Source organism: Candidatus Paceibacterota bacterium (assembly GCA_041661265.1).
GTDB lineage: Bacteria > Patescibacteriota > Minisyncoccia > JAHIHE01 > JAGLIN01 > JBAZUT01.
Genome location: JBAZUT010000001.1, coordinates 177,980 through 193,926, shown reverse-complemented (window position 1 = coordinate 193,926; position 15,947 = coordinate 177,980). Strand labels below are relative to the sequence as shown.

Here is a 15,947-nt window from a genome sequence, read left to right as displayed (position 1 = left end):
TCAGTCTTTTTCAGGTGAATTTTCGAAGGATAAAAAAAGCGATACTTTGTTGTATCGCGGTCATTCAAACCGGAAGAGAGGTTTCGGCTCTTCGGGAATGGCTATTTGATCCCTTGATCTTTTTATTTCTCGGGCATGGTTGGGATGGCACAAGACATAGTCTCTGTCAGATGCATATTTTTCCAAGGTTGACCTCATATATCTTTCTCTGAGAAAATTCAGCCTTTTCCTTATTAGTTTGCTTCTGTCCATAAGTCTGTCGATCCTGTGATAGGTCCAGTATATTATCCAGCAAGCACGATCAACATCCTCGGCCGGAATTTGTGGCAGGATAATTTTCATTATTTTCGGGATAGTTTCCTGGTGGTCAAAACAAGCCAGTCTTACAATGTCGTATATTATTTCCAAAGCGAATTCCGGGGAGCTTTCTTTGAACAGGAAATTGATCGCTTCTTGGGACAGGTTGGCCTCAAGGTCCATGTTGACGACCCTTCCTTCCGTTCTTGTGATGATATAATCACTGGCTTGTGCAAAGGGGTCTTTTGCGGCCATTAGCTTTTCCCATATTGAAGGTTCTTCCCGGAAGTCTCTCCTGATGTCCGCATGGTCATCTGCTATTTTCTTGAGCCTTTCAGTATAATAGTCCTTCTGCTTTGGCGATCCTTGTTCCACAAAAAGCGTATGCTTGCCGATACAGTTTCCCATCGCTTCAAATATGAAATCCAGGTCTTCCTTGCTCCCGTGAGGACATTCGATGAAATTCAACCGTTTCGTTTCCCCGGATTCCAATATTAAATGTACACAGTGAGCGGTTCTCGTTGTTATGATCTCGGGAAAGATTTCGTCCGGATTCGACCTTTTCGTTTCATGCATATTCGCTCGCCTCCCTACCGGAATTGCCACCATTTTCTCTTTATTGTTTTTTCAGGGGCAGTTTTTAAAAGCTCTTTCTTCAGAGTTTCCATCACCATATTAATGGAATCTTCTTTTGCTTTTTCAAACTCGGCAGCGTGTGCTGCAATGCCGCTGATATCAACTGTTATATCTCTCTCTATGCTTTCACCAGGAGCCGGAGTTTCCCCGTCTTTCGGCAATGCGAATTTGACGTCCCAGCTTCTGAGCTTTAATTCGGGAGTATATATGATCCGATTGACTGTTCCGTCCCTTATTGCCATTATGAGATCGGCAAAATCTTGCGCACCCATCTTGAATTTATACATTCCGTAGATTACTATTCTTATCATTTTCTGGTCACCTCTTGTCAATGAACTTTTTCCTATGGTTGATACAGGAAGCAGGCCGGTTAACTGTTAAGCCTGACCGCATATTATATGCTAAAAACATCTTTTGTCAACACTAAGCTTGCCGAATTCTTCAATTAAAAACTCAGATCAAATAAAAGAGCGGTACATGTTTTGTACCGCTATTGTTTATTGCTATGAGAAATCATGAGATTCTGTCTGGCCATCCTTTTTTATCGTTATCCGAATATGGTCCGGCAAGACATGCTGTTTTATGGTGATCTCTCTTGGCGCAGTTTCAATTTCCTGCTTGAAATCTTCGGGTAGCAGACCCGTTCTGGCCTTAGCCTTACCGGAAGGAATAGAGAATGAGATCTCATAAGTCCCCGGATCATAGAACCTGAACGTCAGGTAATCGTCGCTATTCCCTGTTTTTGTCTGCCGGTATTCAACGGCAACTGTGCCATTGAAATACGAAGATTTCGAATAATATTCCGTACATCCGCTCAGCGATACGATTATTGCAAGCGCCAACAAAAGTGTTGTAGTTTTGGACATTTTCCTCCATTCACGCTTTTTATCGCGTTTTCAGCTCTATATTCACTTTCCATTTCAAAAGCAGTTCATCAACCGCTTTTTCGAAGTCTATTTTCATTTTTTCCGCTTCAGGGCCTGACACGACATTCGGGTCGAATGAGATTCTTACGACTTCGTCGATCCTTTTTCTCGTTGTCTCGTCATAGAGCGGTTTTTCCCGCCAGAAGAAAAGTTTGGCATTATCTTCTCCTCCGTTAAGACTGGAACCGAAGCGTAATCCGCAGGAAAGATTGTTGCGGATATATTCCAATCTCAATGCCATTGGCTCTGATGATCTTTGAAGGGCATATTGTCTTACATTCCCTCCGACGATCTTTTCATAAAGAAGCAGGATGTCCCTTAGTCTTTCTTCGTTCAACTCTGAAAGTCTCATACCGTACATTTTTTCCTCCTGGCGTATATTTTGCGCTATAGATCAATGTTTACGCCCCATTTCACGAGAAGCTTATCGGCCGCTTCTTCAAAATCTGACCGCATATTTCTCGACTCTTCTGTATCGATCGAATGCGTATCAAAGGAGAAGCGGATCAGCTTATCAGTGAGTTTTTTATCCTGATAGAGACCGCTTTCATACCACACTATAAGTTTGGTATTCTGTTCTCCGCCATTGAGATTAGAGCCGTAGCAGAATTCCGCCGCGTTGCCTGAGCTGAATTGTTTGTTAATGTATGCCAAATGCGTTGCAAAGGGCGGGGAGGACTGCATGAGCGCGTAGTCTCTTATTCTTCCTCCGATTATCCTGTCGTAGAGCAGGAAAATTTCCATCAGTCTCTTTTCCGTAAGCTGTGAAAGCATCATTTTATACATTTACGATTCCTCCGTTACCAGAATTTTAACCAATGTTTTTTCTTTTTTATTTCCGATTCGGTAGCATCTGCACTTTTTAATATTTCTGTTCTTTTGCCCATTTCGATCACCTTTTGTGTTTTTAATGAACTGTTTTTCTCTTTATCTACATTGAATGCAGGTTGAAGGTATTTCAGCCTGACGGAGGATTATATTATAAAATAAGGCTTTTGTCAATATTTCCAGGTAATGCAAACAGCACTTTTTTGAGATGAGGCTATATAAAATCAGATTAAAATCAATATAAGAGGAGATTTGCATGCCGGATATGGCTGATCATAGCGGATAATTATCGGCAATTGTCATAATATATAAAATATGCTAAAATACCACTATAGTTATTTTTATACCAAATCTTTATGGAGGATAAAGAAATAAAATATATATCTCTTTCCAAGGCGGCAAAGATGACCGAATATTCTCAGGAATATATCAGCTTGCTTTGCAGAACGAAAAAAATGAAGGGCGTTAAGCTCGGAAGGAATTGGGTCACGACAGTAGACTGGGTCAGGGAATATATCGACAGAACGAACGGAAAAAGCGAGTTTGTGGTTCCGGTGAGGATTGAAAATAAAAAGAAAGAACCCGCTCCACAGAAGCCTGGATTTATTGTCTACAAGCCTCATTATTTATCATTCAGCGAGGTGACCGTTTTCACGATCTTTTTTGGGATTATGCTTGCGGCTTTCGTATATTTCCAGGAAATGCTTTTGCTTCGAGTTCTGACATAAAGTGAGTTTGCGTCGGGGATTCGATATGAAAGCGGATATATAGGCACGGTTTTGGCCTATTTTGTTTAATTGTCTCATTTTGATCGATAAAATTCTGATAATATATTTTGACAAATTTGCATTTTTCGCGACTTGTTCTACAAAAGTGTTTTGCAAAAAAGTTAAACGGTATTAAAATATAACAAAAGATTGAATAAATATAGTCAGATTTTCGCAAATTAAGTTAACGCGATATTATCGATAAATCAGTTAATTTGGATCAAAGTGAATAAATATATTTTAATAATTTTTAGCCTGATTTTACCTTTCCAGGCACTAAGCATGGAAAGCGCTAATTATAAAATAGAGAAGGATTCGGTCAACATCGGCGGAGTGGATTCCGGACAAAGTGCCAATTATAACTTGAAGGATACGGCGGGTGAAGTTGGAACAGGATCATCAGATAGCGCCAATTATACAATAAAAGCCGGATATAGGCAGATGGAAGAGGATGCGGTTTTGACCTTTGCCATCCGAAACTCAGCTGAAACTGCCGACACCAATGCCTGCGCCCTGGGAACCTTGAGCACGTCTTCTGTTTCTTCCTGCTCGTATAGACTGAAGATCGGCGCAAGCACATCTGCGGGATTTCAGGTGGGACTTTGGGCGGATGATCAGCTTAATCAAGCTTCTGCTTCCATCGACATAGACGATATCGCGGAAAATGGGACGGTTTCTGCCGGAACCGAGGGCCACGGAATTACTGTCGCTTCTCCAACCAATGCCGGAGCAGCTGGAACGGCTACGACCTGGACTGAGCAATCGCCGTTCGACGACGACGACACTCCCATTCCCGTTGGAGAACCCAATATGGATGTCATCTTCTCTTCCAACGGAACTCAGGATGTCGACATGCTGGGAACGGGAGATACCGATGGCACGACCTTGATCACTCACGAAACTGCGATTTCTACGGCGACCCAGGCGGGAAGCTATGATCAGATCATAACTTATGTGGTTTCAAGCATATTATAAAAGATATAATAAATCATTGATCAATCAACATGCATCATAAAACAAAAAAAATCATTGCTTCGGCCATGATTTTCGTGCTGATTTTTGCGATGAACATTATTTCATCTCCGATTCAGACGGCAAAAGGAGCGGTGATCTCTTCGGCGCAGATCCAGCTTTCAAGGATCGGTCCAAGCGAGAATCACAGCCAAATTCTTACCTTTACCATAAATGACGCATTCAGTTCTGCCGATCAGACAATGATCATAACCTACCAAAGCGATTTCGATATAAATGGCAGCGGAAATGATCTGGACTTTTCCGACATTGATTTCATAGATGACGTTGCGGACGTCGCTCTTGCTGCCAGTCCGGCGGCTTCCACTCTCGGGGTTGGAGTTACAGCTTCGGCAATAACTTTTACTCAGCCTGCCGCGACCCCGGTTTCTATTGCTTCCGGATCGGTGATAACAATAAAAATTGGAACGAATGTAGCCGCAGCAGCTGATAAGCAGCCGATCACTCCGACAGCTGGGGGAACTTATAGTATAGTAACAAGCGGGACTTTTGGCGGAACGGGCACCTTGTATGTTCCAATCACAACGACAGTCGATGATGATCAAGTTACTGTTAGCGCTGAAGTTCCCGGAACATTGACCTTTGCCATCCGAAACTCAGCTGAAACTGCCGACACCAATGCCTGCGCCCTGGGAACCTTGAGCACGTCTTCTGTTTCTTCCTGCTCGTATAGACTGAAGATCGGCGCAAGCACATCTGCGGGATTTCAGGTGGGACTTTGGGCGGATGATCAGCTTAATCAAGCTTCTGCTTCCATCGACATAGACGATATCGCGGAAAATGGGACGGTTTCTGCCGGAACCGAGGGCCACGGAATTACTGTCGCTTCTCCAACCAATGCCGGAGCAGCTGGAACGGCTACGACCTGGACTGAGCAATCGCCGTTCGACGACGACGACACTCCCATTCCCGTTGGAGAACCCAATATGGATGTCATCTTCTCTTCCAACGGAACTCAGGATGTCGACATGCTGGGAACGGGAGATACCGATGGCACGACCTTGATCACTCACGAAACTGCGATTTCTACGGCGACCCAGGCGGGAAGCTATGATCAGATCATAACTTATGTGGTTTCAAGCATATTATGATATTCAACAAAATAAAGAAAATAATTTTAGGCAGCTCGTTGTTTTTCGCGATTCTTTTGAATGCGGAGCATGAAGCGAGCGCAGTTTCGATTTCCCCTCCGGTTATTGACGTTGCAGTGGATCCCGGGGTCGCCATAGAGAGATCGATTATCATTGACAATGAAACAGACAAAGAAAGGACATATTCTGTCGGGGTGATGAATTTTGAAATGACCGGAGAAGAGGGATATCAAAAATTTATTCCGGTGGAAGCTGATAAGAATATCGATCTTGCGGGATGGATTAGATATAACGAAGACAAGATCGCAGTTCGCCCCAAGAGCGCGAAAAAATTCATATTTACGATTAACATTCCTTCGGATGCGGATCCCGGAGGTCATTATGCTTCGATCTATTTCAGTACGGGAGTAACGGAGGCTGACGAAAACAAAGAATCAGGCGTCGGCATTCAATCGCAAATAAACTCTCTCATTCTCCTTCAAGTATCGGGCGATGTGAAAGAAAGCGCCTCGATTGACAATTTCAACTTGGAGTATGGCAGCATGTTGCTAAGCAGTCTTCCTGTTAAATTTGTCTATAGGATGAACAATCAAGGAAATGTGCACATCAGGCCGAAAGGGAACATAGAAATAAAAAACATTTTCGGAAAAAGGACAGTGCTTCTTGATGCCAATTCAAAGAACAACAGGATACTTCCTCAGAACATAAGAAAAATTGAGTCACAATGGGGGGATGATCTGAAATATTCGTCAGATCCCGTAAATAAATTCATTGAAGAAGTTAAATATGACTTTGGAAATTTTGCTTTTGGAAAATATACGGCTCGATTGGATGTAGTCTATGGAAACGGAAACGGAAAGTTTCTTTCAAAAGAGCTTGTTTTTTGGGTTTTTCCATGGAAGGCGATCTTGTTTTCGGCGCTTTTTATAATAATTATCCTGATCTCTTCAGCAACTTTGATCAAAAAATACAATAGATGGATCATCAAGAAACACGTTCAGCTTGCGCAATGATGACGTTAAAATATTTGCCCCCGGCAAATTGATGAACGCAAATCTCAATAAAAATACCATAATTTGTTTCCAGGAAGCTTAATTCGGGATTTCTTTTTTAATGAAGGCGCCGAGCAGTATTTCCAAACAAAACATTAATAAATCTCAATGCGGAATAAATCGATCAAATTACTGGTAAAAATATTTATAATAGTCTTATTGCCCGGTTCATTCGCAGTAAAAATATCAGATGCCCAAGAGGATCGGGTTAATATTTCGGCAAGTGTTCCTTCCGGAGAGGTTGCAAATCCCGGAGGCGGTGCCCCCATTATTGATTCAGATCCTCCTCAAATATTTGCAGTTGAAATTGATGATATATCGTTCACCGGGGCGGATATAAGATGGAGAACAAACGAGAACTCTTCGGCATATTTGTATTATGGAAAAACATTGTCATATGAAATCGGCGTTCTTGAGGATCACGCGGAGAGCCTGGTTTCATCGCACAGGATCGAGATCCGAGATCTTGGGGGAAATACCGTTTATTACTTCCAGATCAGATCAACCGATAGTGCCGGAAACCAGGGAATAAAGGACGGATATAGCTTCAAGACGCTTTCTGAAAAAATATCTCCCGAAAATGTAAGCGGTCTTAAAGCAATTGCGGGGGATTCCAAAATAGCGCTTTCCTGGAATAATCCTTTCGGACAGGATTTTGACAAGCTCGTTATCCAGAGAAGCGAAATATTTTATCCAAAAAACACAAGCGAGGGTCTTGAAATATATTCAGGAAAAGAAAGATCTTTTGTCGATGAGGATCTCATCAATGGAACAAGATATTATTATACTGTTTTTTCTTTTGATGAATTCAACGATATATCTTCAGGGGCGGTTGCATCTGCGATTCCCGACAAACCCGCTGCGGAAAAGCCGGAGCTTCTTCCCGAAAAACCAGAAGGTCCTCCTGAAATACCGCCTGAAATACGGCCTGAGTTCCCTCCGGGAGAACCTCTTTTGCCTCCAGAAACACTTCCGGACATCGAAAAAATAACGATCGATGATTTTAATTTTATTCAAGACGGCTCAACGATAAAGCTTGAAGGAGGAAGGATAGAGATCGATCAGGGGAAAGAGATCGTTGTTGTTGTTGACTCGACAAATATCCCAAAAGAGATTGGCTCGATCATGATAATCCTGACTCGAGAGAATGAGGAATATTCATATTTGATGAAAAAAGACGAACAAGGAGGGGGGTATTCTGCATCGATCAAGCTTTCAGAAGAAGGTTCGTTTGACATAACCATAGTTCTATTGGACAAAGAGAATAGGATAATAAAGGCGCTAAATGGCAGCCTGTCGCCAACGATCACAACAAAACCTCCGGAAAGCCGCTTTTCTCCAACAAACTACATTTTCCCGCTTATCATTTTTATATTGATAATTATATTATACAAGATCATAAAGCGACTGCCGCGCGATCGAAAGAAACAAAAAAATAAAATGGACGGTGGGGTAGTATGAGATTAAAAAATGGTCATGCAATGACGGCATTGTTATAATTCTTTCAAGTTGTTCAAGGCAACAAGGCTAGTTTTGGCTTCAATAAGAATTTTCCAGCTTTATCAATAAACTTGGTCAGAATGCTAAAACAGTTTCACAAACTGTTGTTTTTGTTGTATAATTAAGGCAAATAAGAGAATATAGTCCAGAATTGGTAGAGCTCTTAAAAGAAAAAAATGGAGAGCTGTATCGATAGAAAATTTATTCTAGTTTTGCTAGCAGCCGTTTTGATTTTCGGTTGTTTTGACGTTGTCCGTGCAGCATTTAACGAGAAAATCAATTATCAGGGAAAGCTGACGAATACAAGCGGCGTCAGTGTTCCGAATGGATCATACAACATCAGATTCCGACTTTGCACGGCATCGAATTGCGCCGGAGGCACTGATCCGATTTGGATTGAAACGCTTTGCTATAGTCCGGATTCCGGAACAACTTGTGATGGAACGGGAACTGATCAGAGAGTTTCAGTATCAAATGGGTTATTCAGTGTTTTGGCAGGCGGCGTTTCCAGTTTAGCGAGTGTTAATTTCAACCAGACTTTATATCTGGAAGTGCAAGTCGGGGGTTCGGCAGCGACGCCTTCATGGGAGACGTTGACTCCTCGCAAAGCGCTTGGCGCGGTGCCGGCGGCTTTTGAAGCGAAACAGCTTGGTGGAAAAACATGGGCGGCGCCGGACGCAATCGGGTCCGGAACTCCGGCCGGCGGTGCGTTCACGACCTTTTCTTCAACCGGACTCACTACTGTTGGAAATAATTCTGCCACGGTGGCGATTGATTCTTCAAGTTGGGATATTTCTACTGCCGGCGCAATGACTGGAATTCCCAGCATTGCATCTAGTGGCGCGCTAAATTTATCGGCTGCTTCCGCTTCAACTTGGACGCTTGCCAATGTTGCCAATGCATTGAATGTTGATTCGGATACTTTAACTATTGATGCTTTGAATGGTCGGGCGGGGATTGGCACGGCTTCGCCAAGCGAAAAATTGCATGTTTACGGAACAGCAGCGCAAACGAACGCTATCATTGGAACGTCTCAGGGATCTTTAGATATGCTGTCTTTAAATCTGGGAGGAAACGGCTATGTTGATGTTTCCGCAAATGCTTATTTTAAAGCCAGTGATTTAACATGGTATAGACGAAATGATTTGAATGATTCCTGGACAAACTCTATGACCACAACTGCAGACAATAGCGGTAGCTGGCAGGTGATGCATAAAAACGTCGGAACGGGTGCTATAGGATCATTTGAATATCCATTTACGATTTTAGCTAATGGCAATGTTGGTATCGGCGATGCTGTGCCGGATTCTCAATTTACAGTTGGGACCACTTCTCAATTTCAAGTTAATTCTTCCGGTCAAATTGCAGCGATTGCCGGTTATACTCAAGCGACAGGAAATTTTTCTATATCTGGTACCGGTACTTTCGGCACCGGTACCGGCGCTGTATCTTTGAACGGCGCCACTTCCGTTACGGGTACGAATACTTTTACCGTCGGCACCGGACTTACCACTCTTGGCGGCAACTTAACTGTTACTGGCACGGCTTGGACTGCTGTCCCAACTATTTCCGGACTCATTACTGCCACTTCCGGCCTGACTTCCAATGGTGCGGTGACTGTGCAAAATAATTCTAATTTTTCTCTTGCTTCCGGAACTGGAACTTTTACCCAAACCTATACAGGCACTGGCAATGCTTTCTCGGTCGCTTCATCTTCTACTACCGATTTAAATAAGGCTCTTAATATTTCTCAGTCAGGGGCTACCGTCGGAATCGATTACGGATTATACGCCGTCAATACCGGAGCTGGCACAACCAACGTCGGTGGATATTTCTCGGCATCCGGAGCCACGAATAATTATGGATTGATTGTGGAGAATGGCAACGTCGGAATCGGGACGGCGACGCCGACATCTCTTTTGCAGTTATCATCAGTTAATCCACAGGTTAGTTTGATAGACATTACAAATAGTTCTAGTGCCGGTATAGTTAATGTTTCTACGCTATCTATAAATGGAACTGATCCTGTGATGAATTTTGGTTTTGGCGCAGCAGAAGGCGCATCGCGTCATTTTAATTTTCGTGTCGGTGGAGTAAATTTACTGACTATTCGCGGATCAGGATATGTTGGTATAAATGATATTACGCCTGATGGTTGGTTAGATGTTGAGCCGACTGGTGCGACAACAGTAGCCAGTTATGGAATCAATCTTAATAACACAGCCACTTCTTCCACCGCTTCCATCAACAAATATGGCGCCTATATTTCCTCCACCGGTACATGGAATGGCGCCAGCGCCAATAATTATGGATTGTATGTTGATACCCCGACCGGCGGAACAAATAATTACGCTGCAGTTTTTGCCGGAGGAAATGTTGGAATCGGAACGGCGACTCCGGATGCGGCATTAAACGTGGCATCGGGGCAAATTTCGTTTGGGTCAGTTTATAGTACTACATTGTTTAACGTATCTACAAATTTCTCTTCTGCAGGAAATGCTGTAGGCATGCGCTTAGTTTCTGTTCTTACTCCAGGTTCGGGCAGCAGCGTGTATGGCTTAAATCTTGCGCCGACTGCCGGAAGCAGTACGGAAAATATTGCGGACGCCGCTACTATTCTTGTTACTCCTCCGGGAAAGGGTAATAGCGGAACACTGACAAATCTTTACGGATTAAAGATAGCAACCAGCGCGTCTACAAGTACAAATGCGTATGGTTTATATGTTGACGCGCCAACAGGCGGAAGCAGCGTTAATGCTGCGGCGTATTTTAGCGATAAGGTTGGAATTGGAATAACAGCGCCAACTGAAATATTGCATATTATTAAAAATCAAAACGCCTCTACAAAAATTCTTGTTGAAAATACTACGGCTGGCGCGGCGGCTTCTGCAAATATAAGAGTATCAAACGATACGGGTTTGCAAAATCAAATCGGCATTTATTCCGCATCAACCACAGCATTCGGAGCGATCGCGGCCAGCGATGCTTATTTATATTCAACTGCAGCCGGTTTGAATTTGATGGCTAATAATGCAAGCGGTATTATAAAAATTTCAACTGGCGGCAATGCGGAAAAAATGCGAATTGATAATTCAGGCAATGTCGGCATCGGCGATACTGCCCCAACGAATAAAAAATTATCCATTTCCGCTTCTGGCGCTCAAACCGCCGCCTATTATGGCGCTTATCTTGCCAACACAGCCACTTCCTCCACTGCCTCCATCAATAAATATGGCGCCTATATTTCCTCCACTGGAACATGGAATGGCGCCAGCGCCAATAATTATGGATTGTATGTTGATACTCCGACCGGTGGAACAAATAATTATGCCGCAATCTTTGCAGGGGGGAATGTGGGGATTGGGGTCATAAACCCAGCATCACTTCTATATATGCAAAAGGATCAAAACTCCGGCACTTATTTGACTGTTAGAAACGCGACAGCAGGAACTGCTGCTTATGAAACTTTTCGTTTGACGGAAGATGATAGTAATAAAGCGTTAGATATTTTTCATTTAAATACTTCTTTTACAACTAATGGCATTTTGACAGCGAATACTAGTTATATTGATAGTTTAGATTCGGGAGGACTTGTCTTAGGATCGAGGAATACTGCTGGCGTTGTTAAGTTTTTTACTGGCGGGCTTGCTGCAACTAACGAAAGAATGCGAATTGATAATGCAGGCAATGTCGGCATCGGAACTACGACGCCAGCTTATAGTCTTGATATACAAAAAGATGGAGATAATGCGATTGTAAATACTACTACTTATGGTGCAACTTTTGCCGGGTCATTTTATGGTGCTTCGGCACGCGGCACACAAGCTTCTCCGACAGCGAGTCAGCTTGATGATCTTTTAGGCGTATTTGGGGCAAAAGGTTATGGCGCTACCGGATTTTCTGCCTGGAGTAAAGCGGTAATTATGATGAAAGCGGCGGAGAACTGGACTGATTCCGCACAAGGAACTTATATGCTGTTTGCCACAACTGCGGCTGGGGGGACGACACGATCAGAAAGAATGAGAATTACTGATGCAGGATATGTTGGTATCGGCTTGACGCCGACATATCAATTTCAGCTTTCTACCGATTCGGCAGCCAAACCTTCGACGAACACATGGACAATTGCTTCGGATGAGCGGATAAAAAAAGACATAACGCCTTTTAGCGATGGTCTTTCTGTGATTGAAAAAATAAATCCTATTTGGTATAAATACAATGGATTAGCGGGTTTTACGGCAGATGGAAAAGAAAATATCGGAGTTTTGGCGCAGGAAATAAAAGATGTTGCGCCATATACGGTCAGTAGTTATATGACTAAACTGCATTCGGACGATGCACAAGAAACAGAATTGTTTAATTTTAATTCTCATGCTTTGACCTTTATTATGATAAATGCCATTAAGGAACAGAAAAAACAAATCGAAGAATTAAAGCTCGCAGTTAATCCAAGTGGAAATATTATCGATTCTAGCGGCGAAGCAATTATCGTCTCGCTCGGGCAGAACCAGAGTTTCAAAGATTTGGTGGCAAGTGCCGTGAAAGATGCATTGACGTCTTTGAGCGGCACTATTGCAACGGCAGGGGAATGGACATTCGGAAAGATTACCACGAAAAAGTTATGTGTCGATGATGTCTGTGTCGATAAGTCGCAGTTGCAGGAATTGCTGAATAAAAATGAGACTGAGAGCCAATCAAATATTGCGGATCCAAACGATCAAATAATCGACGTTGACAATACCAATTCGGACGCGTCTTCATATTTTGAAAATAATTAGACAGTTTTTCCAATAAAAGTTAAAATTATAAGTAACGTTTATTCTTCAAGCGATCTGCCGGTTTCCGTCTCGACGATAGCAAGAGTTCTCGACTTGCGGATTATCGCTCACTCGAACAATAAAAAGTTTTGTAAATGTTATGCAAAAATGGAAATGGTACGTATATATTATAGAATGTGAAGATGGTTTGTATTATACTGGAATGACGTGGAAGCCAGATCAAAGATGGACTCAGCACATTTCAGGATCAGGATCTAAATTTACGTCAAAACATAAGCCAAAGAAAATAGTTTATCTGGAAGAATATGAAAATCTCGAGATGGCAAGAAAAAAAGAAATACAAGTAAAAGATTGGAGCCGAAAGAAGAAGCTAAAACTTATCGAAGGACGCTGGGGAAAGTGGGAGTAAGTTTATTCTTCGAGCGAATGTACTCATGAGTCGAGAAGCTTCAAAACAAATACCGCAAAGATTCTCGACGCGGGAGTACCCTTGCTCGAACCATAATAATGCGTTATCGCTTGTTCTAAAAACAACAACCGAACGACCGCTCACTTGAATAATAATTATTATTCGATAACTAATTATTCATAATCAACATAAACAGAAAGAAATGGTTTCAAAATTCCAAGATGGAAAATTAGCAAATATAAGCAGGACTATTTTCCTGTTTGTAATTTTTCTTACGCCCCTGTTCTTTCTTCCACTGACTATTCTGCCGGTTGAGATCAACAAACAATATATGGCGCTTTTTCTCGTGATCTTTTCTTTTACGTTCTATCTTTTAAATGCAATTTCCACGAAAACGATCATCTTTCCAAGGTCAATTTTTGCGATTTTAGTTCTTGCTGTTTTTGTTTCGGTCGGCATAAGCGCCGCTTTTTCCGATGCGAAAACCGTAAGTTTTTTCGGAAACCTGTACCAATCGGACAGTCTGATGAGCTTTTTGGTCTATTTTATCGCTTTTATAATTTCATCGACATTGTTCAGGAAAAAAGATTTTGTTTTCATAGGGATAGCATTCATTGCAGGCATTGTTCCAGTTTTGATCCTGAGCCTTCTTCAGATGAGGGGATATTTTTATCTGCCGTTTGAATTTGCAAAAAATGCCGGATTCAACATAATGGGCATGACTTTCGATTTTGGCTTTTTCATATCGTTTGCGCTTGTTCTGATCATTGCCATATTGTCCGAATTTAAATTAACGATGGTGCCAAAAATTGTTTTGGCAATGACAGGTCTTTTGATCCTTTCGAATCTTATCATTTTAAATCAGAGATTTTTATGGGCAGCAATTTCAGTCGCGATGCTTTTTGTTGTCGCCCGAAAATTTTCCGAATCAATAGATCCGCATGAACCCCATACGGCAAGCAGTCAAAAAATCGGAAGAATGGAAATACCCCTTCTCGTGATGATCATCTCATTCCTTCTTTTCGTGATTAGCGTGTCGCTTCCGCCTTTTGCCGATCTTCCGGTTCAGGTCAAGCCGAATCTCTCCTCAACTCTTGATGTTGTAAAATATAATTTTTCGGCAAAAAACATAATGATAGGCTCCGGACCTTCGACTTTCGGCTATGCCTTTTCATCAAGCAGGCCAATAGAGCTCAACAACACTGATTTCTGGTCGGTCAGGTTTATTGAGGGATACAGCTTTCTTTCCACAGCTATCTCAACTTTTGGCATTCTTGGAGCTGCGCTGCTGGCTTTTTTGGTAATATATCTGGCCGTGTTCCTTATAAGAAACGGAACAAAAGGCAAGCTGTTTCCCATTTCCCTCGGGATCTTATTTCTTGCAGCCGGATGGTTTGTCTTTAATTCATTTTTCGTGCAGATGCTAGCCATATTTATCGGGTTGGGGTTGATTTCGACGCTTAGCCGGACACATAGCTATATTTCTCTTGAAAGAACATCAAAGAGTTTTTCATTTATAATTTTTATCATAATAGTTGTTTGCATAACCGGAAATTTGGCTATTCTTCTTGTTTCGAGCCAGAAATATGCTGCAGCTGTCTATTATCAAAAAGGACTGGAAGCAAGCAGCATCGATGATGCGCTCAAAAATCTCGACCTTGCGATCAAACTTGATCCGGACTCCGATCTATATCTTAGAACCGCGAGCCAGTCTCTAATTTTAGGTGCAAAAAATGAAGCATCAAAGGAAGATAAGACAGCGCCGGATATATTAAATGCGAGGATCCAAAATGATATAGCCCTTGCAGTGCAAGTTGCACAGAAAGCGACCGTGATCAATCCTGCTGATTCTTTGAACTGGGCGAATCTTGCCAACGTTTATGAGCAGATAATTCCTATTGTTGATGGGTCTGACTTGTTCGCGGAAAATAATTATAAACAAGCTTTGAAAAGAGACCCTAAGAATTTCGAGCTCGAGTTTGCTTTAGCCAGGACGTTATTAACTTCTGCCGACAAAATTAAACTTCTGGATTCTCAAAAAGAAAATAAGGAGGGGGAAAAATTGGTCATTAATAGCGTTTGGAGCGATAAACTCGACCAGGCGATGTCAGCTCTTGAAAGATCCATTGCCCTTAATGGCAATTATGCGCCGGCGCATTTCCAGATCGCCATGATCTTTATGCGCGAGAATGAGGTTGATAAAGCGATTCAAAAACTTGAAGAAACAAAAAATATTGCACCTTATGACAGCGGTCTGGCATACCAGCTTGGAGCGATCTATTATGATAAAAAAGAGATAGCAAGGGCTCAATTTGAACTTGAAAGAGCTGTTGCTCTGAATGATAAATATTCCAATGCTCGATATTTACTCGGATTGATATTCGACGAACAGGGCAAAAAGGATCTGGCGATCGAACAATTCAAGAAGATATCCGAACTGAATCCGGACAATGAAGACATCAAGAAAATTTTATCGAACTTGAAACAAGGAAAACCGATCGCCGAAGAAAAACAGCTCCTGCCAATGAAAGAAGAGGTTCCAGGCGGAGTTCTTGAGAATATTCAGAGTAATGGCATAGGGGAACAGAGTGGAAATGGTGCAGAGCTTTTGGTTGAAACGCCGAAATAGAA

Annotated in this window: 13 protein-coding genes; 8 read left to right on the top strand and 5 right to left on the bottom strand. The window is 42.3% G+C overall.

The genetic code is table 11. The annotated features are described in order from the left end of the window. Positions 1–60 precede the first annotated feature (60 nt). The 5 genes from WC788_01000 to WC788_00980 all read right to left on the bottom strand — a co-directional run bounded on the left by WC788_01000 (position 61) and on the right by WC788_00980 (position 2,645). Entirely contained in the window at positions 61–873 is an 813-nt protein-coding gene (locus WC788_01000) for a hypothetical protein (GenBank protein MFA6096187.1), read from the bottom strand. 14 nt (positions 874–887) lie between these two features. Then, entirely contained in the window at positions 888–1,244 is a 357-nt protein-coding gene (locus tag WC788_00995) for a hypothetical protein (protein ID MFA6096186.1), read from the bottom strand. 192 nt (positions 1,245–1,436) lie between these two features. Then, the gene (locus tag WC788_00990) at positions 1,437–1,799 is read right to left on the bottom strand and encodes a hypothetical protein (GenBank protein ID MFA6096185.1); all 363 of its coding nucleotides are present in this window, start codon (positions 1,797–1,799) and stop codon (positions 1,437–1,439) included. A 19-nt stretch (positions 1,800–1,818) separates the two neighbouring features. After that, positions 1,819–2,220, bottom strand: coding sequence for a hypothetical protein (locus WC788_00985; GenBank protein ID MFA6096184.1), 402 nt, complete (start codon positions 2,218–2,220; stop codon positions 1,819–1,821). 26 nt (positions 2,221–2,246) lie between these two features. Continuing rightward, positions 2,247–2,645, bottom strand: coding sequence for a hypothetical protein (locus WC788_00980; GenBank protein MFA6096183.1), 399 nt, complete (start codon positions 2,643–2,645; stop codon positions 2,247–2,249). Positions 2,646–3,043: 398 nt separating this feature from the next. Between WC788_00980 and WC788_00975 the strand changes: the two genes are divergently transcribed. From WC788_00975 to WC788_00940, 8 genes are all read left to right on the top strand, one after another. After that, positions 3,044–3,415, top strand: a complete 372-nt coding sequence (locus WC788_00975) for a hypothetical protein (GenBank protein MFA6096182.1) — start codon at positions 3,044–3,046, stop codon at positions 3,413–3,415. A 321-nt stretch (positions 3,416–3,736) separates the two neighbouring features. Continuing rightward, positions 3,737–4,429 (top strand): hypothetical protein, encoded by a 693-nt coding sequence (locus tag WC788_00970; protein ID MFA6096181.1) that lies wholly within the window; start codon positions 3,737–3,739, stop codon positions 4,427–4,429. A 29-nt stretch (positions 4,430–4,458) separates the two neighbouring features. Beyond that, entirely contained in the window at positions 4,459–5,577 is a 1,119-nt protein-coding gene (locus WC788_00965; GenBank protein MFA6096180.1) for a hypothetical protein, read from the top strand. Further along, entirely contained in the window at positions 5,574–6,590 is a 1,017-nt protein-coding gene (locus tag WC788_00960) for a hypothetical protein (protein ID MFA6096179.1), read from the top strand. Before WC788_00965 ends, WC788_00960 begins: the two co-directional genes overlap by 4 nt. Positions 6,591–6,737: 147 nt before the next feature. Further along, on the top strand, positions 6,738–8,090 hold the full coding sequence (locus tag WC788_00955) for a hypothetical protein (protein MFA6096178.1): 1,353 nt from the start codon (positions 6,738–6,740) through the stop codon (positions 8,088–8,090). A 215-nt stretch (positions 8,091–8,305) separates the two neighbouring features. Then, positions 8,306–12,907, top strand: coding sequence for a tail fiber domain-containing protein (locus WC788_00950; GenBank protein MFA6096177.1), 4,602 nt, complete (start codon positions 8,306–8,308; stop codon positions 12,905–12,907). Between the two features lie 139 nt (positions 12,908–13,046). Continuing rightward, positions 13,047–13,316 carry a GIY-YIG nuclease family protein gene (locus WC788_00945; GenBank protein ID MFA6096176.1) on the top strand — a complete coding sequence of 90 codons (270 nt, stop codon included), beginning with the start codon at positions 13,047–13,049 and terminating at the stop codon, positions 13,314–13,316. A gap of 202 nt (positions 13,317–13,518) precedes the next feature. Continuing rightward, on the top strand, positions 13,519–15,945 hold the full coding sequence (locus WC788_00940; GenBank protein MFA6096175.1) for a tetratricopeptide repeat protein: 2,427 nt from the start codon (positions 13,519–13,521) through the stop codon (positions 15,943–15,945). The last annotated feature ends 2 nt before the right edge of the window (positions 15,946–15,947 follow it).